At 64.4% G+C, this 21,518-nt stretch carries 22 protein-coding genes; 13 read left to right on the plus strand and 9 right to left on the minus strand.

The window, feature by feature from the left end:
* Positions 1-83: 83 nt before the first annotated feature.
* The 3 genes from SMD31_RS06545 to SMD31_RS06555 all read right to left on the minus strand — a co-directional run bounded on the left by SMD31_RS06545 (position 84) and on the right by SMD31_RS06555 (position 2,573).
* Positions 84-479, minus strand: coding sequence for a DoxX family protein (locus tag SMD31_RS06545; protein ID WP_320500004.1), 396 nt, complete (start codon positions 477-479; stop codon positions 84-86).
* A gap of 128 nt (positions 480-607) precedes the next feature.
* Complete coding sequence (locus SMD31_RS06550) at positions 608-1,264, minus strand: HAD family hydrolase (RefSeq protein ID WP_320500005.1); 657 nt, start codon at positions 1,262-1,264, stop codon at positions 608-610.
* A gap of 4 nt (positions 1,265-1,268) precedes the next feature.
* Positions 1,269-2,573 carry a UbiH/UbiF/VisC/COQ6 family ubiquinone biosynthesis hydroxylase gene (locus SMD31_RS06555; RefSeq protein WP_320500006.1) on the minus strand — a complete coding sequence of 435 codons (1,305 nt, stop codon included), beginning with the start codon at positions 2,571-2,573 and terminating at the stop codon, positions 1,269-1,271.
* A 118-nt stretch (positions 2,574-2,691) separates the two neighbouring features.
* Between SMD31_RS06555 and SMD31_RS06560 the strand changes: the two genes are divergently transcribed.
* The 4 genes from SMD31_RS06560 to guaA are packed head-to-tail and all read left to right on the plus strand — an operon-like array spanning position 2,692 to position 6,267.
* Positions 2,692-3,462, plus strand: a complete 771-nt coding sequence (locus SMD31_RS06560; RefSeq protein WP_320500007.1) for a class I SAM-dependent methyltransferase — start codon at positions 2,692-2,694, stop codon at positions 3,460-3,462.
* The gene (locus SMD31_RS06565; RefSeq protein WP_320500008.1) at positions 3,459-4,004 is read left to right on the plus strand and encodes a GNAT family N-acetyltransferase; all 546 of its coding nucleotides are present in this window, start codon (positions 3,459-3,461) and stop codon (positions 4,002-4,004) included. The genes SMD31_RS06560 and SMD31_RS06565 overlap by 4 nt, the downstream gene beginning before the upstream one ends.
* Entirely contained in the window at positions 4,001-4,705 is a 705-nt protein-coding gene (locus SMD31_RS06570; protein ID WP_320500009.1) for an STM3941 family protein, read from the plus strand. The genes SMD31_RS06565 and SMD31_RS06570 overlap by 4 nt, the downstream gene beginning before the upstream one ends.
* 14 nt (positions 4,706-4,719) lie before the next feature.
* Positions 4,720-6,267 (plus strand): glutamine-hydrolyzing GMP synthase, encoded by a 1,548-nt coding sequence (gene guaA, locus SMD31_RS06575; RefSeq protein ID WP_320500010.1) that lies wholly within the window; start codon positions 4,720-4,722, stop codon positions 6,265-6,267.
* A 41-nt stretch (positions 6,268-6,308) separates the two neighbouring features.
* Here the strand turns inward: guaA and SMD31_RS06580 are convergent, their stop codons facing one another.
* A complete protein-coding gene (locus SMD31_RS06580; protein WP_456077525.1) occupies positions 6,309-8,723 on the minus strand; it encodes a YbcC family protein in 2,415 nt (804 codons plus the stop codon).
* A gap of 24 nt (positions 8,724-8,747) precedes the next feature.
* Positions 8,748-10,319: a proton-conducting transporter transmembrane domain-containing protein gene (locus SMD31_RS06585; RefSeq protein WP_320500011.1), complete on the minus strand. Its 1,572-nt coding sequence runs from the start codon at positions 10,317-10,319 to the stop codon at positions 8,748-8,750.
* 107 nt (positions 10,320-10,426) lie between these two features.
* On the opposite strand from SMD31_RS06585, the gene SMD31_RS06590 reads away from it, so the two are divergent.
* Complete coding sequence (locus SMD31_RS06590) at positions 10,427-11,308, plus strand: LysR family transcriptional regulator (RefSeq protein ID WP_320500012.1); 882 nt, start codon at positions 10,427-10,429, stop codon at positions 11,306-11,308.
* Between the two features lie 57 nt (positions 11,309-11,365).
* Here the strand turns inward: SMD31_RS06590 and SMD31_RS06595 are convergent, their stop codons facing one another.
* A complete protein-coding gene (locus SMD31_RS06595) occupies positions 11,366-12,298 on the minus strand; it encodes an AraC family transcriptional regulator (RefSeq protein WP_320500013.1) in 933 nt (310 codons plus the stop codon).
* 109 nt (positions 12,299-12,407) lie between these two features.
* Here SMD31_RS06595 and SMD31_RS06600 point away from each other — a divergent pair, with 109 nt between their 5' ends.
* The 5 genes from SMD31_RS06600 (at position 12,408) to SMD31_RS06620 (ending at position 16,101) form a co-directional block, all read left to right on the plus strand.
* Positions 12,408-13,319, plus strand: a complete 912-nt coding sequence (locus SMD31_RS06600) for an SDR family oxidoreductase (protein WP_320500014.1) — start codon at positions 12,408-12,410, stop codon at positions 13,317-13,319.
* Positions 13,320-13,377: 58 nt separating this feature from the next.
* Positions 13,378-13,758: an ArsR/SmtB family transcription factor gene (locus tag SMD31_RS06605; RefSeq protein ID WP_320500015.1), complete on the plus strand. Its 381-nt coding sequence runs from the start codon at positions 13,378-13,380 to the stop codon at positions 13,756-13,758.
* Positions 13,758-14,237, plus strand: a complete 480-nt coding sequence (locus SMD31_RS06610; RefSeq protein WP_320500016.1) for an SRPBCC family protein — start codon at positions 13,758-13,760, stop codon at positions 14,235-14,237. The genes SMD31_RS06605 and SMD31_RS06610 overlap by 1 nt, the downstream gene beginning before the upstream one ends.
* A gap of 243 nt (positions 14,238-14,480) precedes the next feature.
* A complete protein-coding gene (locus SMD31_RS06615; protein ID WP_320500017.1) occupies positions 14,481-15,170 on the plus strand; it encodes a helix-turn-helix domain-containing protein in 690 nt (229 codons plus the stop codon).
* A 523-nt stretch (positions 15,171-15,693) separates the two neighbouring features.
* Entirely contained in the window at positions 15,694-16,101 is a 408-nt protein-coding gene (locus SMD31_RS06620) for a hypothetical protein (protein ID WP_320500018.1), read from the plus strand.
* A gap of 169 nt (positions 16,102-16,270) precedes the next feature.
* On the opposite strand, the gene SMD31_RS06625 is transcribed toward SMD31_RS06620, so the two are convergent.
* A complete protein-coding gene (locus SMD31_RS06625) occupies positions 16,271-17,212 on the minus strand; it encodes a GlxA family transcriptional regulator (protein WP_320500019.1) in 942 nt (313 codons plus the stop codon).
* A gap of 176 nt (positions 17,213-17,388) precedes the next feature.
* Between SMD31_RS06625 and SMD31_RS06630 the strand changes: the two genes are divergently transcribed.
* Positions 17,389-18,153, plus strand: a complete 765-nt coding sequence (locus SMD31_RS06630) for an SDR family oxidoreductase (RefSeq protein ID WP_320500020.1) — start codon at positions 17,389-17,391, stop codon at positions 18,151-18,153.
* A 59-nt stretch (positions 18,154-18,212) separates the two neighbouring features.
* Here the strand turns inward: SMD31_RS06630 and SMD31_RS06635 are convergent, their stop codons facing one another.
* Positions 18,213-18,851 carry a Vgb family protein gene (locus tag SMD31_RS06635; RefSeq protein WP_320500021.1) on the minus strand — a complete coding sequence of 213 codons (639 nt, stop codon included), beginning with the start codon at positions 18,849-18,851 and terminating at the stop codon, positions 18,213-18,215.
* A gap of 35 nt (positions 18,852-18,886) precedes the next feature.
* Positions 18,887-20,104, minus strand: coding sequence for a helix-turn-helix domain-containing protein (locus tag SMD31_RS06640; RefSeq protein ID WP_320500022.1), 1,218 nt, complete (start codon positions 20,102-20,104; stop codon positions 18,887-18,889).
* A gap of 103 nt (positions 20,105-20,207) precedes the next feature.
* Between SMD31_RS06640 and SMD31_RS06645 the strand changes: the two genes are divergently transcribed.
* Positions 20,208-21,005 carry a DUF899 domain-containing protein gene (locus SMD31_RS06645; RefSeq protein WP_320500023.1) on the plus strand — a complete coding sequence of 266 codons (798 nt, stop codon included), beginning with the start codon at positions 20,208-20,210 and terminating at the stop codon, positions 21,003-21,005.
* 38 nt (positions 21,006-21,043) lie between these two features.
* Positions 21,044-21,457, plus strand: coding sequence for a GFA family protein (locus SMD31_RS06650; RefSeq protein ID WP_320500024.1), 414 nt, complete (start codon positions 21,044-21,046; stop codon positions 21,455-21,457).
* Positions 21,458-21,518 lie beyond the last annotated feature (61 nt).

Here is a 21,518-nt window from a genome sequence, read left to right on the forward strand (position 1 = left end):
GCGTCATCCCCGGGCTTGTCCCGGGGATCCACTGCTAGCCGGTGAGAGTGGATGCCCGGAACAAGTCCGGGCATGACGGAGTATCAGGACCGCCCCATCTTCGCATCGACGCTCCAGGGGCCCGGGCCGGCGAAGACGAGGTAGAAGAACAGGAAGCAATAGAGCAGCGCCGCTTCGCCGCCATTGACGGCCGGATAGAAGCTCTGCGGCGCATGCACCATGAAATAGGCGACCGCCATCGTGCCCGACGAGATGAAGGCGGCAAGGCGCGTGAAGAGACCGACGGCGATCAGCGCGCCGCCGACAAGCTCGATCCAGCCGGCGATCCAGGGCGGCGAGCCGGGATCGAAGACCATGCCGAGATCGGGGAAGCCGAAATGCTTGCCAAGGCCATGCACCATGAAGGCGAGGCCGGCGACGATGCGGACGATGCTGAGCACGCGTGGTGCCCAGGAATTGAGTTGGGAGCTGAGAGCCATGGCGGGTCCCCTCATCTATGCGGCCTCAAAGCGGTCCGCAAACTGGCATCCGCCGGAGGGCGGGCTGCCGCCGAGGGTATAAAACCGACTCCGCCCCTGCCAAGGCGGTAAGAAACCCAGGTTTCCTGCTAAACCCCTAGGATTCTTGCCACTTCGCGCATGTCGTCGACCGCGGTCATGGCCCCCGTCTCAATGAGGCGGGCGCCGAGGCCGGGCAGCACATGGCTGCCGCCGGTAAAGCCGATGACCGTCATGCCGGCGGCCTTCCCCGCCGTGACCCCGGCGACGCTGTCCTCGATGACGACGCAGGTTTCCGGCGCATGGCCCATTTTCCGGGCGGCATAGAGGAAGAGATCGGGGGCCGGCTTGCCGTTCTTCACCATGGTGGCGCTGAAGATATGGGGCGCCAACCGGTCATAGAGGCCAACGAGGCTGAGGCTGTGCTGCAGGCGTTCCGGCGCACTCGACGAGGCGACACAGCGCGGCAGGGTCAGGCGGTCGAGCAGATCGGCAATCCCCGCCGTCGCGGTGAGCTCGGTTTCGAAAATCGACTTCGTCTCGGCGAGGATGTCGGCGATGCAGGCGTCCGTAACCGGCCAGTTGAAGTGTTCCTCGACCAGCTTCATGCTGCTCTTGAAACTCAAGCCGATGCAGTGGTTGACGATGAAGTCGTCCGGCATGTCGAGGCCGTGGCGGCGAAAGACGCGCGTCTCGGCGATGCAGCCGAGATGCTCGCTGTCGATGAGGACGCCGTCGCAATCGAAGATGACGAGGGTGGGTTTCATCGGCTCAAAGCTTTTCGCCGCGCACCAGGCGCGGCAAGGTGCCGACGATCCCCATGGCATGGCGCATGGCGAGGCGCTTCAAGGGCTTCGCCTTGTTGAAGAGGAAGAAGCCGATATCGCGCGCCAGCCGAATGGGCCCGATATCGTTGGAGAAGAGGCGCGTCAGCCCGTCCGTCACCACCAGCATCATCAGATTATCAAAGCGCCGCCAGCGCGCGTAATGTTCCAGCACGGCCAAGCTGCCGAGATCGGCACCACCGCGCCAGGCATCGACCAGCACTTCGGAAAGGGCCGCGACATCGCGCACGCCCATGTTGAAGCCCTGCCCCGCAATGGGGTGCATGCCATGCGCCGCATCGCCGGCCAGCGCCAGGCCCTCGCGGATATAGGTCGAGGCGAGGATCATCTTGAGCGGATAATTGAAGCGCGGCCCCACCGGGCGAATGCGTCCGAGCGTCGGGCCGAAGCGGCGCTCGATCTCACCCCCCAATTCATCATCGCTGAGGGCCAGCAGCATCGGGATGATGCGCGGGTCTTCGGTCCAGACGATGGAGGAGCGGTGGCGGCCTTCCGCATCATCCGTCATCGGCAGCATGGCGAAGGGACCGACGGGCAGGAAATGCTCATGCGCCACGCCGTCATGCGGCCGATCATGCGTCACGGTGCAGACGATGGCGCTGTGCTTGTAGCCCAGTTCCTGCGTCGTGATGCCCGCCATGCGCCGCACCGCGGAGGCGCGGCCATCGGCGCCGATGACGAGGCGCGCGCGGATCAGGGTGCCGTCATCGAGGGTCACCACATTGAAGCTGCCCTCAAACGCAATCTCGCGCACACGCGTGCCGGGCAGGTGCGTGACGGCGGCAATCTCGGCGAGGCGCTTCAGCAGCCCGACGCGCACCGCGCGGTTCTCGATGATCCAGCCGAAGGGCGGCTGGGCGCCGTGCGCTCCCGGTACCGTGTCTGGATTAAGATCGGCGAAATGGTAATGGACGAAGAACGGGCTCGCTTCCCGGTACTGCCAGCCGCCATCGGAGACGCGGATATCGCGGATGGGTTCGGCGGCGGCGGCGATATAATCCCAGGCGCCGATGCCCGAGAGCACCTGCTGCGACCCATAGGCGATGGCCGAGGAACGGCCGTCAAAGGTCTCGGCGGTGATGTCGGGCAGCTTTTCCGATTCGACCAGCGTCACCGGGATTCCCGCCCCGCCCAGCGCCGCCGCCATGGCCATGCCGACGAGCCCGCCGCCGACAATCAAGATTTCGGTTTCGGCAGGACCTGCGTTCGAAAGCGGAACGCGCGCTGGCACCGCGGTATTCAGCGGGTAAGTGCCTGTCTTTGCTGGCCCATTCGGTGTGGTATGCGAGTCTGTCATGGCTGGCACAATCCCGGTTTACGCAGGCGATGTCCAGCGGCTATAAGGCCGCATGAAACTGGCCCCCGATTGGAACAGGACCGCCGCCGATTACGCCCGCCACCGGGCCGGCTTTCCGGACTGGTTCTACGACCGGGTGGCTGAGCGCGGGCTGTTCCGGCCCGGCACGCAAATCCTCGATATCGGCACCGGTACCGGATTCCTCGGCCGCGGCTTTGCCCAGCGCGGCGCAAAGGTCACCGGCCTCGATGTCGCCACCGCCATGTTGGACGCGGCCCGCGCACTCGACCAGGCGGCGGGCCTTGCCACCGACTACGTCACCGCCCCGGCGGAATCCACCGGCCTGCCGGCGCAGAGCTTCGATCTCATCAGTGCCGGCACCTGCTGGCATTGGTTCAATGCGCCGAAAGTGATGGCGGAGGCGATGCGCCTCCTGAAACCCGGCGGGCATCTCCTCATCGCCAACCTCGTCTGGCTGCCGCTGCCCGGCAATGTGGTGGCGCGCACGGAAGCATTGATCGAGGCCTATAACCCCAGCTGGCATCTGGGCGGCTGGCAGGGGCACAGCGCCGACCAGCAGCGCCACCTCATCGAGGGCGGCTTCGTGGCACGCGAGAGCGCCTCGGTCGATTACGACATCCCCTACAGCCCCGAAGCCTGGCGCGGCCGCATCCGCGGCTCGGCCGGCGTGGCGGCAAGCCTCCCCGCAGCGGCCGTCGAAAAATTCGATGCCGAGCTCGGCGCGCTGCTGGCGCAGGACTTCCCCGGCGATCCCATCCCCGTGCCGCATCGCTTGGTGGCACTGTGGGGGCAGAAGCCATGACCCAGATCCGCCCCACCACGGCAGCCGATCTCACCACGATCGCCGAGATCCACCTGAAGGGCTGGGAACTCGCCTATGGCGCCTTCCTCCCCGCCGATCAACTGGCCGCCATGCAGCCGGCGAAGCGCCTGCCGCTGTGGCAGGCTTGGCTCAGTGACCCGAAGAAACTGATCCTCGTCGGCAGCATCGGCGACGAGATCGATGGTTTCCTCCTCGGCGGCCCGGTCAAAGATCACGACATCCGCAAAGGCAGCACCGACGGCTTTGATTGCGAGATCTACTCGCTACATTGCCGCGCCCATGTGCAAGGCAAGGGCCTCGGCCGCGCCCTCATCAGCGCCGCCGCCACGCATTGGTCCGCCGCCGGCAAGCACGCCCTGATGCTCTGGGCCTATAGCGACAACGCCTACCGGAAGTTCTACGAAAAGATCGGCGGCCACCTCATCGCCGAAGGCATCGACGACGGCATCCCGGATGTCGCCTATGGCTGGCGGAGCCTCGCTGATTTATCTGCAATCAGACATAGATTGGAGATCGCATGACTCGTTACTGGCTGGAGAATTCGATCGCGGCGAAATGGATTTTTGGTATCGGTCTTGCGACCATCGGCGGCGCAAGCGTAATTGAGGGGGCTCTGCTATTTCGATCTTATTTTTTGCGTGAAGCGATTGATCCGCAAGACGTTGGCCGGTTCGCGCAGATGGTATGTTTTTTGCCATTACTGTTGGCGAATTGGCAACGGCGCGGGATAGCGCCGAAAGAGGGATGGGATCGAGACTATAGAAAGGACATCGATTTCGCCGAGGCGCCGGAGGATCGGCTTCTGTCCGTGTTCTCATTTCTGTCAGTCGCAACCGGGTCGACGATCTCGACACTGCTTGCCGACCGATCCGTGACATCATCTTGGTTCGGCGCATTTCCGGTAGCACTTTGGTGTGCGCTTCTTTTGGTAGCGATCATCAATCTCGTTCGCCCGATTTATGGAGTTCGGCTTGCGAGTGATGGCATCAAGATCAGCAATTGGCGTAATCGCACCATTTCCTGGCAGGACATTCGCGACGTCAGGATCACTCAAATACTTGGCTCCCCGCAAGTCGCAGTGGACCTAATTGACCCATTAAAATACGGCCTCAACAAAGCTACGCTGAGGCTCAGTCCCTATCTTCTTCGATCGACCCCAGAAGACATCGCTGAGTCGATCCGCCAACGACAAGCCATCTACGCACCCTTACAGGGCGTATGACCTAAGGAGACCGAATGACCGACCGCATCCTTATTCTCGATTTCGGCTCGCAGGTGACACAGCTGATCGCGCGGCGCGTGCGCGAGGCTGGGGTCTATTGCGAGATCTTCCCGTTCAACGTCGATCCCGCGCGTATCAAGGCATTCGACCCGAAGGGCATCATCCTCTCCGGCTCGCCGCATTCGGTGACGACGGCGGACGGCCCCCGGGCGCCGGCCATCGTCTGGGAATCGAAGCAACCGGTCTTTGGCATCTGCTATGGCGAGCAGACCATGTGCGCGCAGCTGGGCGGTGAAGTCGCCGGCTCCGACCACCGCGAATTCGGCCGTGCCCTCATCACCGTGAAGAAGGAGACGCCGCTCTTTGAAGGTGTGTGGAAACAGGGCGGCGAATACCAGGTGTGGATGAGCCATGGCGACCGCGTCGTGGCGCTCCCCGCCGGGTTCGAAGTGGTGGCGGTCTCCGATGGCGCCCCCTTTGCCGCCATCGCCAACATCAAGGACAAGCGCTACGCGGTGCAGTTCCACCCGGAAGTGGTGCACACGCCCGACGGGGCGAAACTTATTTCAAACTTCATTCATAAAGTCTGCGGCTGCAAGGGCGATTGGACCATGGCGGCCTTCCGCGATGCCGAGATCGCCAAGATCCGCGCCCAGGTAGGCAAGGGCCGCGTCATCTGCGGCCTCTCCGGCGGTGTCGATTCAGCCGTCGCCGCCGTGCTGATCCACCAGGCGATCGGCGACCAGCTCACCTGCATCTTCGTCGATCACGGCCTGCTCCGCGCCGGTGAGGCGGACCAGGTGGTGGCGCTGTTCCGCGACCATTACAACATCCCGCTGGTGCATCGCGACGCGTCCGATCTGTTCCTCGGCCAACTCGACGGCGTCTCCGACCCCGAGACCAAGCGCAAGACCATCGGCCGCCTCTTCATCGAGGTGTTCGAGGAGGAAGCAAAGAAGCTCGGCGGCGCCGATTTCCTGGCGCAAGGCACGCTCTATCCGGACGTGATCGAAAGCGTCTCCTTCACGGGTGGACCAAGCGTCACCATCAAGAGCCACCACAATGTCGGCGGCCTGCCGGACCGCATGCGCATGCAGCTGGTCGAACCCTTGCGTGAGCTGTTCAAGGACGAAGTCCGCGTGCTGGGGCGCGAACTGGGCTTGCCGGAAAAGATGATCCGCCGCCATCCCTTCCCCGGCCCCGGTCTTGCCATCCGCATTCCCGGCGCCGTCTCGAAGGAGAAGTGCGACATCCTCCGCAAGGCCGACACGATCTATCTCGAGGAGATCGACAAGGCCGGCCTCTATGAGAAGATCTGGCAGGCCTTCGCCGTACTGCTGCCCGTGCGCACCGTGGGCGTCATGGGCGATGGCCGCACCTATGATTTCGTCTGCGCCCTTCGCGCCGTCACCTCGACCGACGGCATGACCGCCGATTTCTACCCCTTCGAGCCCGCCTTCCTCGGCCGTGTCGCCACCCGCATCGTCAACGAGGTCAAAGGCATCAACCGCGTCGTCTACGACTACACCTCGAAGCCGCCGGGAACGATCGAGTGGGAGTGAGCTGACGGCAAAAAGGGCCGGGTCATCACGCCCGGCCTTTTTCATGGCGCCTGTGTCGTGTCGCCGATGTTGCTCTCCCAGCGCAGGCCGCCTTGATAGCGCCAGGCCATGCGGCCTTCATCATCAAGGGCGAAGAGGTGGAGCCAGCGATTATCGAACAAGGCGCGCACCTCTGGGTGACGTTCGAGGATGCCGCCGATCGCCGCGCAGGGTGCCTCGATCAGCACGGCAAGCCGCAGCGGTTCATGTACCAGCCGCTCGCCGTCATGGACCGATTGCCACGGCAATCCACCGCGCAGCAGGCCGCCATTCCCTTCGACCACACCGATGCCGCCGGTGACGTTGTGCAGCAGCTTGTTGCCTGCCCCGAAAACTTGGGGCGCAACCGTCGAGCCGTAATACTGCAGGCTGATCCAGCTGGCGACGACGACCGGGGCCGTCAGGATCAGCTCCAGCACGCCGAAGCCATCGTCCCGCCGCCAATCATAGTCGTGCAGGAAGGCCCTGCCCGCAAGGTCGCGCACGGCCGTTCGCGCGCGTGGCGCCGCGACAAGGGCCTCGCAGCCGGCCAGCGCCCATTCCGGGCGGAGCTCCGCCCAGTCGCGGGCACGCTGGGCAATGTCGCGCCCGCGCCGCGCACGCGGCAGGCGCAGCGCCCGTTCGCCGCGGGTCAAGGCGCCGGCCGATGCCAGCCAACGCGTCGCCTGATCCAGATCCCGGGCATGCGATGGCGAGGGGTGATCAGCGCTGTAGATCGTCACCTTATCGGTGGTCGTGTCGTGCAAGGCGGCCAAGAACAGCGTGTCTTCGGGAATGGCGATGCCGCGCGCGGCAAGACCCGCCCGCATATCGCGGTCGTTGAGGAGCGAGGCCAGCAGCCGCGCGTTCACCTCGCCCGAATAGCCGCCGCAGGCACCGCAATGGAGCGCGCTCGCATGCGGGTTGTTGACCACATTGGCGCCATGGCCGGTGAGGAGGACGAGCCGCGCAAAGCCCGCCGTCAGCGACATCGCCTTCAGCACGGTCTCAGCCATCCCGATCCGCGCATCGAGATCGAGGGTCTCGGCCGGACGCGGCGCCGGATCGTTCGGTGCGGCATGGCGCTTCAGGCCCAATCCATCACAAAGCAGCTTTGCCACATAGATCGGCCCCGTCGCCTCGACGAAGGCGAAGGAGGAGATGGCGGCAAGCTTGAAGCGGCCCCAGGCCCGCGTCGCGCGCGCCCTGATCCGTGCTGAGCGATCCGCCCGTTCCGTTGCTAGCGTCGCCGCGCCCGATGCGGTGAAGAGACGCGGCGTCAGCAAGACCGGCAGGCGGGCCTCGACCACATCCGAGGCAAAGCGGCGATGGCCGATGCCCAGCCCGAAGAAACCGGCAAAGCCCAACGTCCGGATGCCGGGATCGACGCTTTCCAACGCCCGGCGAAAGACTTCCGAGCGAACGTCGATGCAGAAGGCCATCTGTAAAGCGGGACGACCGGGTACTGCAGCCGTCGCAGACGCTGCGGAAAACAGCGTGCTGAGCCGCCGCTGGGCCGCGCGTTCGGCAGCCTCCTGGAGGATGCTGTCGACGACATCATCCGCTGTGGCAAAAACCGGCTCGGCATAGGCAGCGAGTGCCGCCTGCCACGCCGGCTCGAGGACGGAACCATATTGGCGCAGCAGCGCCACCTCCCACATCATGCGGATCGCCAAAAGGTCGGTCACGCTCGCATCGGTCCCGCCGCCCAGCTCCGCCTGCCAGAGCCGATAGCGCGCGACCTGGCCCCAGCCGCCAAGCGTTGTCAGCAGCCGGTGGAAATAGCCTTGGAGCGCCGCCTCGGGGAGACCGAGGCGCGCCACACAGGCGACCAATGCGGCCTCGGCTGCATCCGGCGCATCCGCCACGCTTTGGGCGAACCCCGCGAGACCGGCGATCTCCGGCGTCAAATCGTGGCTGGCGACCGTGCGCCAGGCCGCATAGGCATTGCGCGATTGTCCACTGGCCCAGAGCGCCTGGCCCTGGTCGAAATAGCCGGACGCCCAATGGCCGATGCGCTCGGCAACGATGCCTCCCCAGTCGGTCCCGGAGACATCGCGCGCCAGATCGGCGACGGTGGGCAGCGCTTGCGGCGCGGGGCGTTCGACTTCTATGGCGTGCTTCAGTACCGCCAAGCTCGCCGGCCTAAGTGCTGCCGGAGCGCTCAAGAAGGCCGCGTGCAGATCGGCCTCGGCGATCTCGCCCGATCGCAGCCGCGCGGCATACCAGGCCCGCGGCATGGTGAGCGATATTCCGGCCGCGCGGCGCAGGCGTGCTGCCGCCACCGCCAGCGGCTCGCCCGTTTGGCCCAGGAAGGGATTGACCGCGACGCTTGCGGCAAGCGGCCACAGCGGGGGAATGGCGCGCGCGGCACAATCTGCCGCCTCGGCGATGGCGCTGGGGGTCATGAGCGGCGCTTTGATGGCGGTCATCAGCATGGCGTGATCCTTGCTCTCATCTGCTCACGGTGCCTTGCGAACGGACCAGCCGCCGAGCAGGCGATCCATCGTGGCGTTGGCGTAAAGACCATTGGCAAGATGGACGCGCAGTCCAGCCGCCGCCGGATGCGTCGCCCAGAGCGGGAACAGCGCCTGGGCCACGGCCACCAGCCCGAAGCTCAGCACCGCCAGCGCCATCAGCGTCCACTCCAGCCGACCCGGCGCCGGTGTCGCCGGCAGAATGCCGGCCGTCAGCCATTCGGCCGCCGTCTGCAGCGCGAAATAGCCGATAGCGGTGGCACTGGCATAAAGCGCGGTCCGGCGTGTGAGGGGACGCGGTGCCGCATCGGCAAGCCCCTGGGCCAGCAGATAGGCGACACCGAAAATGAGGATGGCGCCCAGCGCCAGCGCCTGCGGCGACTTGTGGTCAAAGCCGAAGGTGACGCCAAACGCCGCGCCGATCCCGGCATAGATCGCAAGCGCGATCAGAAAGGCGCGGCCCACCGCCGACCCGTTGGGAACGGCAACGGGGCCGGGCCGGCCGATGGCCGCCACCTGCTCGACCGCCCCGCCGGAGGCGAGAAAGGCATGCGCCTTGTAGATCGAGTGCGCGACGATGTGGAGGAGCGCCAACGGAAAGAGCGCCAGCCCACATTGCAGCATCATGAATCCCATCTGGGCGACCGTCGACCAGGCAAGCGATGTCTTGACCGCTGGCTGCGTCAGCATGACCAGCGCCCCGAACAGCGCCGTAAAGCCGCCCACCATCGCCAGCACCGCAAGCACGCCGGGGGCCAGCAGCATCACATCGGCAAAACGGATGAGCAGGAAGCCGCCGGCATTGATGACGCCGGCATGCAGCAGGGCCGAGACCGGCGTCGGCGCCTCCATCACCTCGGTCAGCCAGCCATGGGTCGGGAACTGCGCCGACTTCAGCACCGCGGCGATCGCCAGCAAAGCGGCGGCCAGGATGATCAGCAAGGATGCATCGCCGCTCCTGGCCAGCGCGTTGATCGTGGCGATGTCGCTCGTGCCCACACTCATCCAGATGAGGCCAGCGGCAAGGATCAGGGCGCTGGCGCTAAGGGTCGAGAACAGGCGCTTCTTGCTTGCGGCACGTTGGGCCGCGACACGCTCTGGATAGAACAGCAGCAGGCGATGCAGCGCATAGCTGGTGGCGATCCAGGCGGCGACCAGCTGGACGAGATTGCCGGCCTGGACGAGAAGAAGAACGGCCGCCAGCGCCACGCAAATCCAGGCGATGAAATAGCCCTGCCGCGCCTCGCCATCGAGATAGCTGCGGGCATAGCGCAGCACGATCCAACCGATGAAGGCGACGAGGAGGAGCATCGTGCCGCTCACCGCATCGAGCCGCACCGAGAGGCCGACGCCACCCCAGCCGATGAGCCCGCTATCGCCGGCACCGCGCTGGATCAGGATGGCGAAGGAAGCCATCGCGATCAGCAGCGCGCCCAGCGCCGCGCCCTCGGCGAAGGCTGGCGCCAAGGCGGGTCGCCGACCCTGGCGCAGAAATCCCAAAAGGGCCGCCAGGAGCAGCAGGAGCGGGGCGGAAAGCGGGAGCAGGTAAAGCGACACGGCAAGTCCTCAGGATCGATGGCAGGGGCCGATGCCTTAGGTAGCAAGCCGGGGATCGCGACAAAAATTCATTGTTTGCGCTAAATCGTTCGTTATTATCGAACATTATGGCAGCGCTCAATTACAACCATTTGCGCTATTTCTGGGCGGTCGCCCATGACGGCAACCTCACCCGCACGGCTGAGCGGCTGAACCTCACGCAATCCGCCCTGTCGGTGCAGATCCGCAAGCTCGAGGCGCAGCTTGGTCATGCCCTGTTCGAGCGGCGGGGTCGGCAGCTACACCTCACCGAAGCCGGCAAGATCGTTCTCGACCATGCCGACGCCATCTTTGCCACCGGCGATGAACTGCTGGGGACGCTCCGCCAGTCGGGCGCGGCACGCCAGGCGTTGCGCGTCGGTTCGCTCGCCACCCTCTCGCGCAACTTCCAGATGGAGTTCCTGCGACCGGTGCTGGGCCGCACCGACATCGATCTCATTCTCCGCTCCGGCAGCGCCGGCGAATTGCTGCGGGCACTCGAAGCCCTCAATCTCGACGTCGTGCTCCTCAATCAGGCGCCGGCGGGTGACGCCCTCACCTCACTTGTCACCCATCGCCTCGCCGAGCGCTCGGTCAGCCTGGTCGGAACACCCAAACGCCTGCGTGATGCCGCCAGCCTCGCCGATCGGCTGCGCAAGCACCCCATCATCCTGCCGACGGTGGACAGCAGTATCCGCATCGGCTTCGACGCGATGGCCGACCGCCTCGGTGTCAGGCCGCAGATCGTGGCCGAGGTGGAGGACATGGCAATGATGCGTCTTCTCGCCCGCGAAGATATCGGCCTCGCCGTCCTGCCGCCCATCGTCGTCAAGGACGAGATCGCCGGCGGTGTTCTGGTCGCCGGCGATCAATTGCCGGGCATCGTCGAGACCTTCCATGCGGTCACCATGGCACGGCGCTTCCCCAATCCGCTGGTGCGACTGCTGCTGCGGCCGCAGAACGCGCGCTGAGACGGCAAGGTTCAAGGCGTAGCCGGATGGTTGCAGAGGCGCCGGGCCGGGCCTTTTTCACTGCGCCGCCGTCAGGCGCTGCTTCCCATAGGCGCGGGGGGTCAGGCCCATTTCGCGTTTGAAGGCGGTGGCGAAGGCCGCTTCCGATTCATAGCCGAGGCCCAGCGCGATGCTGGCAACAGATTGCCCCGAATGCATCAGCCGGTCACCCGCCAGCAGCATGCGCCAGCGCGTCAGGTAATCCATCGCCGGCATGCCGACGGTCTCCTTGAATTTCAGCGCGAAGGTCGAGCGCGACATGGCGGCCTTTGCCGCCAACGCCTCCAGCGTCCAGCGCTGCGCCGGGTCGTCATGCATGGCGCGGAGTGCGGCACCGATCTGCCGGTGGGCAAGCCCGGCGAGCCACCCGCTTTCGGCGCTCGCTTGCGCGAGATGCAGACGCAGCGCCTCGATCAGCATCATATGCGCCAGATGCTGCATGACCAGCGTGCTGCCCGGCTGCGGATCGCGCAACTCCTGCATCGTCCGCTCGATGGCACCGCGCAGCGCCGCCTCGCCATTCCCGCGGCCAGCATCTGGCCGGATATGCACGATCGGTGGGAGGAGGCCCAGCAGCATCTCCGCCTGCGGCCCGTCGAGCGCGAAGCGGCTGCTCACCATCAGCGTCTCCCCGCCGCCATCGATGGTGAGGATGCGGCCATGGCTGGGCGACGGCAAAAGTTCCCGCGCCGGTGTGGGCGTCAGCGTGAGATCGCTGGAAAGCGTAAAGGGCAGCCCGCGCGGCAGCAGGAAGCAATCGCCTGGCGCCAGCCGCACCGGTTCGGCCACCGTCTCGACGGCGAGCCAGCAGAAGCCGGCGATCAGCGCCCCGGTCTTGATGGTACCGGTCTGGTCGGGGAAATGGACCGACCAGCTGGGACCCGCATCGAAGCCGGCCGACATGTAATTGCGCGGGCGCAGCAGCGCCAGCAGGTCGGAGAGAGGATCCATAGGGTCGCATTCCCGGACGATCGCGAAGATATTGCAGACGATAGCGCATAGATCGTCTGTGCGCCATCGCCTATCTCTCCCCTCGTTCCAAACGCGAGAGGAGAGAAACATGCGTGTATTCGTGACCGGTGCCAGCGGCTTCGTGGGGTCCGCCGTGGTGCGCGATCTCATCGAGGCCGGCCATCAGGTGCTGGGCCTGGCGCGCAGCGATGCGGCGGCCGAAAGTTTGCAAGCCATGGGGGCCAAGGTGCATCGCGGCGACCTCACCGACCTCGCCGGCCTCCAGGCGGGTGCTGGAAGCTGCGACGGCATCGTCCATTGCGGCTTCATCCACGACTTCGCGCGCTTCAAGGAAGTGTGCGAGATCGACCGGCGCGCGGTGACAGCCTTGGGCGAAACCCTGCGCGGCACGGAACGCCCGCTCATCGTCACCTCCGGCACGGCGCTGGTGAGCGGCCAGGTGCCGGCAACGGGCGCCCTCGCCACCGAAGCGCTGGTGACACCGACGGGTGAGACGGCCCTGCCGCGCGTGGCATCGGAAGAGGCGGCAGCATCCGTCGCCGCCATGGGTGTCCGCGTCTCGGTGATGCGTCTGCCGCCCTCGGTCCACGGCGCCGGCGATCACGGCTTCGTGCCGCTCCTCATCAATCTTGCGCGCGAGAAAGGTGTCGCCGCCTATATCGGCGATGGCGCCAATCGCTGGCCGGCGGTGCACCGCCTCGATGCAGCCAGGGCCTATCGCCTGGTGCTGGAGAGCGGCGCCCAGATGCCGCACTATCACGCCAATGCCGAGGAAGGCGTCCCCTTCCGCGACATCGCGACCGTCATCGGCAAGCGCTTAGGGGTTCCCGTCGTCAGTCAATCCGGCGATGAAGCGGCCGCCCATTTCGGCTGGTTCGCGCATTTCGCCGCGCTCGACAACCCGACCTCCAGCGCCCTCACCCGCGCCAAGCTCGGCTGGCAGCCGCAGCACCCGGGCCTCTTGGCCGATCTCGATCAGCCGCATTACTTCGAAGGCTGACTTGCCAACGGACACTTAGCCCTTGCGCTAAGTGTCCCGTTCTGGAATACTTAGCCTTATGGAACAGTATCCGGAACGCTTGAACGACATCTTCCAGGCCCTCGCCGATCCCACCCGGCGCGCGGTCCTCGGCGCCCTTGCCAAGGGCCCCACCAGCATCAGCGAGCTGGCAGCCCCGTTCGAGATGGCCCTTCCCTCCTTCATGAAGCATATCCACCAGCTCGAGGCGAGCGGCTGGATCGTCACTAAAAAGCAGGGCCGCGTGCGCACCTGTTCCATTGAGAAGAAGGCGCTCCGCGCCGCCGATGCCTGGCTCGCCACCCAGCGCGCCATCTGGGAAGGCCGCGCCGACCGCCTCGAAGCCTTCGTCACCGCGCGGCCCGCCAATGCACGTGGGCGAAGCACCCGCAAGCCGCCCACGCGAAATAAGGACAAGTGATGATGGCCAGCACCGTGAAGCCCGATCTCGACCTCACCCTCACCCGCCTCATCAAGGCACCGCGCGCCAAGGTCTGGAACGCCTTTGCCGATCCCCGCCAATTCGAGCAATGGTGGATCCCCGCACCCTATCACTGCCGCGTCATCGAGATGGACTTGAAGCCCGGCGGCGCCTTCATCACCGAGATGAGCGAAGACGGCAAGACCTTCACGCCCCACATCAACGCCTGCTTCCTCGCGATCGAGGTGGGACACAAGATCGTCTTCACCAACGCCCTCACCGCCGGTTGGCGCCCAGCGGAAACCTACTACCCCAACGCCCTCACCGCGATCATCACGCTATCGGACAAGGATGGCGCCACCGACTACACCGCCCACGTCATGCACAAGAACGCCGGCGACCGCGACCAACACAACGAGATGGGCTTCCAAGAAGGCTGGGGCACCTGTGCCGCACAGCTGGCGAAGATGGTGGAGTGAGGGGATAGCCCGAACGGTGGCGCTTTACCGATGCCTATATCTACAGGACTGCATCCCGCTTTCCGTAAATGGCAGGCACGATTTCATAACATATTGATTCGTTTAATTTTTACATCAGTGCTCACTACCCAAGACAGCTGATAGCTGGTTTCTGTCGGGCTACTGTCATTATGCTGCCGTAGCGAAGTGTCAGCCAAACTCCTAGATTTATCGCTAGCGGCAACAAACTAGAGTGCAGTAGCGATGCAACGCCTGTCTCCTCATATCCTGGCTTGGTGGACTAAGCTTCTTCGCGAGACGTCCAACCTTTCTCAAGATGCGCTAGCGGCAAACGCCGGATTAAATATCCGCACGATACAGCGCATAGAGTCGGCTGAATCTACAACAATCTTGACCCGTCGCCTGCTGTCTGTGGGCCTGGGGTATGACGATCCGGATGTATTTGAGGATCCGAATTTCATTCACTCAATTTCTGAGCTTCGCAAGAACGTTGAACATATCAATAATGAAACTATATCCAATCGTTTTCCCCACATGATTAAGCTGCCAGCCGCGTCCGTAAGAAGCGGCGAGCAACTTGGATTGATGGCAGAGAATTGCAACGCAAGCAACTTTCAGTGGGATGAAGATCTAAGTACGGAAGCCAAGTCTGCTGCTGCCGAGCTGTTCGATTTCTTGCGCGAGTACGGGGACTTTGATGACTGCTATTCAGCAAGTCAGAAGCTTGATGCCTATCGCTGTATTGATGAGCTCCTCCACGCAATCCGAGAAGCAGATGCGGTTGTTCATTCTGCATTCCGCAACACACATGTTCTCAATCCTGCATGGGTCGACAAGACGCCAATGCCTTTAAACATTGCTTATCTCGTCGTTAGCAAAAAGGGTACAGAACTTGACGAATTGATGGTCGGCAAGAAAATGCAATTCAGATGAACCCGAAGCAGGAATCGTATCCGCAACTTAGAAGCCAGGCCGATAACCAATGAAGGATTACTTTACTGATCGTGAGTTCGGTACACGTGCCAGGACTCTCGAGGTTGTTGACGAGCGTTTATGGGGAGGCATCTATTCGCTGATTGTGGCACGAATAGACGATGGCTCTTTTGGATATCGCTTTCCCGAACAGTGTCCGGATCGTATGGGGCCATGCGGATGCGACAGACAAGCATTTAGGCGAACGCTTGTTGCAGAGATCCATGGCGTTGACTGGCCGCTATCGGCCGATCGCGTTCTCGACACGCCAGCGATCCTGGACCTACTAGAGTTCTGTGCATCAGCCATAGGTCAACCCGTCAATGGCACATACCATTCATACTTCGGACACTACCACTTGGACTGGGAGAGAGAGGAGGGCCTGCGGCGTTTCTGCAGAGACGTAAATCTACTCTTTGCCCGAAATGGATTGGCGTACGAGCTAGATTCGACAGGTCGAATTCGAAGGCTACTACCGCAACCCATGACCGATGCATTAGCGTCAGCATTATTTGCTACAGGTGATGGTGAAACCGACCGACTTCTTGAACTAGCTCGTACTCGTATCACCTCTCCCAGATTGATTGATCGGCAAGATGCGCTTGAAAAGCTATGGGACGCCTTCGAGCGAATAAAAACGCTGGAACCCGGCGCCGATAAGAAGCGGCAGGCGGATGCGCTTCTTGATCGAGTAGCGCCGGCAGGCTCAAAGCTAAGGCAGCTGATGGCAGACGAAGCCGTAGTACTGACAAAGATCGGGAATACATTTCGCATTCGTCACTCCGAAGCCAGTCAGGAGTTGCTGACTAGCGCAGAGCAAATTGACTACATGTTTGGTCGATTGTTTTCCTTCATTCGACTTGTCCTAAAATCCAGTGGCCGAGGGGGATAAAAGACCGACAGAGCTACCTCTTCGGCCGCTTCACTGCCCTAATCTTCCCACTCGGGCCGCCGCAGCAATAGAAACTGTCGCCGCCGATCGGCAATCTTGAGATGAAGAAGCCCTGTGGCATGTCGAACTGGTCGAGGACCTCGCCGCTGCCGGCGGCACCGCCATTACTTCACCCCGCCCGCGCCAGGCGGCGCAGCGCTTGGGGGGGCTGGCCGTATTGGCGCATGAAGGCTTCGCGCATGCGGCGCAGATCGATGAACCCGGTTTCGCGCGCCACGGTTTCCAGGCTGTGGCGTGAATCCTCCAGCAGAAGTCTTGCCGCCTCCAGGCGCAAGCGCTCGACCGCCTTGGCGGGCGATTGGCCGGTTTCGGCGCGGAAGGCGCGGCTGAACTGGCGCGGTGAGAGGGCGGCGACGGCCGCCAGTTCCTCGACCGACAGCAGATTGGTAAGATGCGTGCGGGCGTGCATCAAGGCCTTCTGGATGCGGTCGCTGCTGGGGCCAAGCTGCAGCAGTTCCGAATGCTGCGACTGGCCGCCAGCACGCCGGTGATGCATCACCATGCGCCTGGCCACGGAACGGGCGACCTCGGGGCCGAGATCCTGTTCCACCAAGGCGACGCCGAGATCGAGCCCGGCGCTCAGCCCGGCTGAGGTCCAGACGTTTCCCTCATTGATGAAGATGGCGTCTTCCTCGACGCGAACCGCTGGAAAGGCCGCGCGCAGCCGCGGCGCGTGAACCCAATGCGTCGTGGCGCGCTTCCCATCGAGGAGCCCCATCTGTGCCGCCAGGAACGCGCCGGTGCAAAGACCGGCCACGCGCCGCGCCGTCTGGGCCGCCGTCCGAAGGGCTGCCAGATCCGCGGCACTTTGCGGCGCCGGCGGCGTCAAGCCCGCCATCAGCAGCAGCGTGTCGATGGGTCCTGACTCGGCAAGGGGTGCCGTCGGCACAGGCAAGCCGCTCGACGACAGCATCGGCCCGCCGCCCGCGGAATAGAGGCCGAGCGAATAAAACTTGTCGCCCGTCACCAGATTGGCCAGTTCGAACGTGGCCTGGATACCCAGCGCCAGGAACTGGAAGCCCGGCGTCAGTACCATCGCAACATGGGGCATGGGTGGGCCTCGCCTGTGATCCGTGTCCTGAATACGTATGTTATACGTCATTTAAGACACGAGGCACCAGCGCTAAATCTGGTCTCGAAGCGAGGGCCTTGCCGGCGGTCCCCAGCGGTTTGCCGGCCAGACCTCGCCCCGCTTTCCCCGTCACCGACACCCGAGAGAAAGAGACCATGAAACTCACCGGCAATACGATCTTCATCACCGGCGGCACCAGCGGTATCGGCCGCGGCCTTGCCGAAGCCCTGCACAAGCGCGGCAACAAGGTCATCATCTCCGGGCGCCGCCGCGCCTTGCTCGATGACGTGACGGCCGCCAATCCGGGCATGGCCGCGATCCCGCTCGACATCACCGACCCGGCCAGCATCGACGCGGCGGCGCGGATTCTCCGCCGCGATTTCCCCAAGACCAATGTGCTGTTCAACAATGCGGGGATCATGCCGTTCGATGATGCGGCCTCGGCCATCGACGATGCCGCCGCGCAATCGGTCATCACCACCAATCTGCTCGGCCCCATCCGCATGACCTCGGCCCTCATCGAGCATCTGAAGGCGCAGCCGGCAGCGACGATCCTTTATACCAGCAGCGTGCTGGCTTTCGTGCCGCTCGCCAGCAACGCGGTCTACTCGGCGACCAAGGCGGCGCTGCACTCCTATGCCTTGTCGCAGCGCTTCCAGCTGCGCAACACCGGCGTCCGGGTGCAGGAAATTGCGCCGCCCTGGGTCGACACCGACCTCATCTATAAGAGCGGCGATCCGCGGGCGATGCCGCTGGATGCCTTCATCGCCGAGACGATGGCGGCCCTTGCCAGCGACGCGCCGGAGGTGATCGTCGAAGGGGTGAAGGCCTTGCGCGACAATCCCGGCGCCAACGAACACGCGCTGGTCCATGGCTTCAACCAGAGCGTCGTCGACAACCCGATCCCGCTCGGTCACTGAGCGGACTCAAACGCGCGCCGCTGGGTGACTCTTCTTCCCCAGCGGCGTCTGCGTTTGGCCTAGTTTTTCCGTGCTGGTCGCTTCACCGCCCTGATCTTCCCACTCGGTCCGCCGCCGCAATAGAAGCTGTCGCCGCCGATCTCGAGGCCGGAGATAAAGAGGCCTTGGGGCATGTCGAGTTGGTCAAGGACTTCGCCGCTCTTCGGGTCGACGCGGCGTAAGGAGCTCTCCTCGTTTTCCCAGGTGGCGTGCCACAGTTCGCCATCGGCCCAGGTGACGCCGGTGACGAAGCGGTTGCTCTCGATCGTGCGCAGGATCTTGCCCGTCTCGGGATCGATCTGATGGATCTTGCGGTCGCGGTACTGGCCGACCCACAGCGTGCCTTCGGCCCACGTGAGGCCGGAATCGGTGCCGTTGCCGGGGGCGGGAATGCTGTGGAGGATCTTGCCACTGGCGGGGTCGATCTTCTGGATGCGGTTCTCGGCAATCTGGAAGAGATGCTTGCCGTCATAGGCCGTGCCGGCATGGGCGGCGACGTCGAGCTTTCGGTGCGGCTTGCCGCTCGCCGGGTCCATGGCATGCAGGCTGTCGCCGGCGCCGAACCACACGTCCTTTCCGTCGAAGCTCACGCCATGAATCTTCTCGACGCCCGGGAAGGGCCCGTATTCGCGGGTGACTTCGGCAGCTTTGCGCTTCATCTCGCTCTCCTCAAATCTCGGTGTGTGCCACGAACTTAATCGCCGGGCAGCGGGGCGGTGAGTAACAAGGTTGTCGTGAAACCGGGCATGGGTGTCGTGAGCCAGCGCCGGGCGCGCCCCGATCCGAAAAATTGCACCTTGCCCTCGGCGCTCAGGGCATCGAGCGCGCGCTGCACTGTGCGCTGGCTGGCGCCCAGCGCCAAGGCGAGGGCCGAGCTGGACCAGGCTTCGCCATCGGCAAGAAAGGCCAGCACGGCCGCGTATTTCTCCGCGACCGGGCGCGCCAGCACCACGACGCGCCGGGCCTTGGGCTGCAGGGCGAAGCCGTCCGGCGTGGCGGTGATGTCGGCAAGGGTTTTGAGCAGTGCGCGCAGGCGTCCGATCTCGACCCGCAAACGCGCGCGGTGGGAATCGTCGGCTTCGCGGCCGCCAAACGCGCGGGCCACCAGCACATCGCGGGCGACGGCAGTGGGGAAGCTTTCAGCCAGCGCCTGCACGAGGGCAAAGAGCACCGGCCGCCGCGCCAGGGGAACGCGCGTCGTTCCCTGCACCACGATGAGGCGGCAGGCATCGATCACCAGCGCCTTCGAGGCCAGCACCGCCTCGACACCGGCGAGATCGAGCAGGCGTTCCGGTTGCGGCGTCACTTGCTTAGCCGCCGGTGCCGCCAGCAATGCCTGGGCGGCCGCGACCTCCGCCGCCAGGGCCGGAATGCGCGCTGCGTCCGCAGCACGGGCCGCCCGCGCGAGAGCCTCGTGCGCGGGCTTGGCCTGGAGGCGCCGCATCGCGATGCCGGCACTGATCAATTCATGCGCCGCGCGCAAGGCCGGCGGGAGCGCCGTGGGATCGAGGGAGTGCAACAACCGCTCGGCATCATCGAGGCGCCCCAGCAGCAGATGGCGACGAAGCTCCAGATAGCGGGCATGGGCGGCGTTGATACGGTCGCCATGATCATCGAGCACGGCACGCGCGGCATCGAGCGACTTGGCCGGCCAGGCGAGATCGCGGGCAGCCAATGCCACCTCCGCCTCCGCCACCACGCAGCGGGCGCGGGCAACCGCTTCCCTAGGGCCGAAGGCGCGCGCGGCGCGGCGCAGCAGCATCTTGGCGCGGGGGAGATCGCCGAGCTGCGCCATGGCAATGCCGCGCAGTGCCAGCGCCGGTGCATCATCGCGCAAGGCAACGCGGTTGAGCGCCCCCAGCGGATCACCGGTCGCCAGGGCACGCGCTGCTGCGGTGATGAGCGAGTCCATGGCAAATCCCGACACACTTGTCACTCCCACCTGGCGCGGGAGCGGCGCCAATCTAACCCAGGGCAGGCAGCGACGCCTAGCCATCAACCCGAAAGGACATGACATGCCGGTAGGTTTCAAAGCGAAGTCGGATGCGCAAGATGTCGGCCACGCCGTGGCGACGCGCGAGGAATGGCTGCAGGCGCGGCTGGCGCTCTATCGCGCCGAGAAGGAATTGACGCGGCAGAGCGATGCGCTCGCTGCCCAGCGCCAGGCGCTGCCCTGGGTCAGGGTCGAGAAGGAATACCGCTTCGAAACGGCGCAAGGGATCGCGTCGCTGCCCGATCTCTTCCAGGGCCGCTCGCAGCTTCTCGTCTATCACTTCATGTTCGGGCCGGATTGGCAGGCGGGTTGCCCGTCCTGCTCGATGATCGCCGATGGCTTCGATGGCTATCATGTGCATCTGGCCAATCATGACGTGACCTTGATGGCGGTCTCACGCGCGCGGCTTGAGAAACTCGATCGCTATAAGGCGCGCATGGGCTGGTCCTTCCCCTGGGCCTCATCCGGCGATGGTGCGTTCAACTTCGACTTCAACGTTTCCTTCACCGAGGAACAGCAGCGCCAGGGGATCGAGTACAATTACCTCAAGAAAGGCCATGCGATGGATATGGAGCCGCTGCCGGGGCCGGTGGTGCAGTTCGCGCAATCCTGCGGCACCACGGGACCGTCCTACGCGCGCGACCGGCCGGGGATGAGTGCGTTCGTGATGCGCGAGGGGGCCGTCTATCACACCTATTCAACCTATGCCCGCGGGCTCGACGTGTTGTGGGGCAGCTATCAATGGCTCGACCGGGCACCCTTGGGGCGGAATGAAACGGGGCCCTGGTTCCGGCGTCACGATGAATACGGCGCCGCTTGATGTGCCTGCTGTGCCTCACAAACTTCAGGAGCTATGAGATGACGAAGGCCTATACCGGCGGCTGCGCCTGCGGGCGCATCCGCTATGAGATCGCGGGCGAACCGATGTTCATGAACCATTGCCAATGCCTGGATTGCCAGGCGGTGAGCGGCACGGGGCATGGCTCGTACCTGACCTTTCCCAGCAAGCAGGCGGTGACGTTGAAAGGCGAGGCCACCTTGTGGAGCAGCGTCGCCGATAGCGGGCAGCAGAAGACGCGGGGCTTCTGCCCCATCTGCGGCTCGCCGGTCTACCTCACCTTTGCGGCGATGCCGGACATCTTTACCGTGGCAGCGGGGAGCCTCGATGAACCGGCGCGGTTCAGGGCGCAGGCAATCACCTATGCCGCGCGCGCCTTGCTCTGGGACAGGCTCGATTCGGGCTTACCGGCCTTTCAGAAAATGCCCGATTGACCTTATGGTTGATATCAACATAATCTGATTGCAAAGTGCAAGTAGGATAAGACGGGGAGCG

This window comes from Dongia rigui (assembly GCF_034044635.1).
GTDB classification, from domain to species: Bacteria; Pseudomonadota; Alphaproteobacteria; order Dongiales; family Dongiaceae; genus Dongia; species Dongia rigui.

Excerpts from the sequence above, each read along its gene's own strand:
- SMD31_RS06565 (WP_320500008.1), top strand. The coding sequence starts at position 3,459 with ATGACCCAGATCCGCCCCACCACGGCAGCCGATCTCACCACGATCGCC.
- SMD31_RS06570 (WP_320500009.1), top strand. The coding sequence starts at position 4,001 with ATGACTCGTTACTGGCTGGAGAATTCGATCGCGGCGAAATGGATTTTT.
- SMD31_RS06635 (WP_320500021.1), bottom strand. The coding sequence starts at position 18,851 with ATGAAGCGCAAAGCTGCCGAAGTCACCCGCGAATACGGGCCCTTCCCG.
- SMD31_RS06590 (WP_320500012.1), top strand. The coding sequence starts at position 10,427 with ATGGCAGCGCTCAATTACAACCATTTGCGCTATTTCTGGGCGGTCGCC.
- SMD31_RS06615 (WP_320500017.1), top strand. The coding sequence starts at position 14,481 with ATGCAACGCCTGTCTCCTCATATCCTGGCTTGGTGGACTAAGCTTCTT.
- SMD31_RS06640 (WP_320500022.1), bottom strand. The coding sequence starts at position 20,104 with ATGGACTCGCTCATCACCGCAGCAGCGCGTGCCCTGGCGACCGGTGAT.
- SMD31_RS06545 (WP_320500004.1), bottom strand. The coding sequence starts at position 479 with ATGGCTCTCAGCTCCCAACTCAATTCCTGGGCACCACGCGTGCTCAGC.
- SMD31_RS06620 (WP_320500018.1), top strand. The coding sequence starts at position 15,694 with ATGACCGATGCATTAGCGTCAGCATTATTTGCTACAGGTGATGGTGAA.
- SMD31_RS06625 (WP_320500019.1), bottom strand. The coding sequence starts at position 17,212 with ATGCCCCATGTTGCGATGGTACTGACGCCGGGCTTCCAGTTCCTGGCG.
- SMD31_RS06645 (WP_320500023.1), top strand. The coding sequence starts at position 20,208 with ATGCCGGTAGGTTTCAAAGCGAAGTCGGATGCGCAAGATGTCGGCCAC.
- SMD31_RS06600 (WP_320500014.1), top strand. The coding sequence starts at position 12,408 with ATGCGTGTATTCGTGACCGGTGCCAGCGGCTTCGTGGGGTCCGCCGTG.
- SMD31_RS06610 (WP_320500016.1), top strand. The coding sequence starts at position 13,758 with ATGATGGCCAGCACCGTGAAGCCCGATCTCGACCTCACCCTCACCCGC.
- SMD31_RS06605 (WP_320500015.1), top strand. The coding sequence starts at position 13,378 with ATGGAACAGTATCCGGAACGCTTGAACGACATCTTCCAGGCCCTCGCC.
- SMD31_RS06560 (WP_320500007.1), top strand. The coding sequence starts at position 2,692 with ATGAAACTGGCCCCCGATTGGAACAGGACCGCCGCCGATTACGCCCGC.
- SMD31_RS06630 (WP_320500020.1), top strand. The coding sequence starts at position 17,389 with ATGAAACTCACCGGCAATACGATCTTCATCACCGGCGGCACCAGCGGT.
- SMD31_RS06550 (WP_320500005.1), bottom strand. The coding sequence starts at position 1,264 with ATGAAACCCACCCTCGTCATCTTCGATTGCGACGGCGTCCTCATCGAC.
- SMD31_RS06650 (WP_320500024.1), top strand. The coding sequence starts at position 21,044 with ATGACGAAGGCCTATACCGGCGGCTGCGCCTGCGGGCGCATCCGCTAT.
- SMD31_RS06580 (WP_456077525.1), bottom strand. The coding sequence starts at position 8,723 with ATGCTGATGACCGCCATCAAAGCGCCGCTCATGACCCCCAGCGCCATC.
- guaA (WP_320500010.1), top strand. The coding sequence starts at position 4,720 with ATGACCGACCGCATCCTTATTCTCGATTTCGGCTCGCAGGTGACACAG.
- SMD31_RS06595 (WP_320500013.1), bottom strand. The coding sequence starts at position 12,298 with ATGGATCCTCTCTCCGACCTGCTGGCGCTGCTGCGCCCGCGCAATTAC.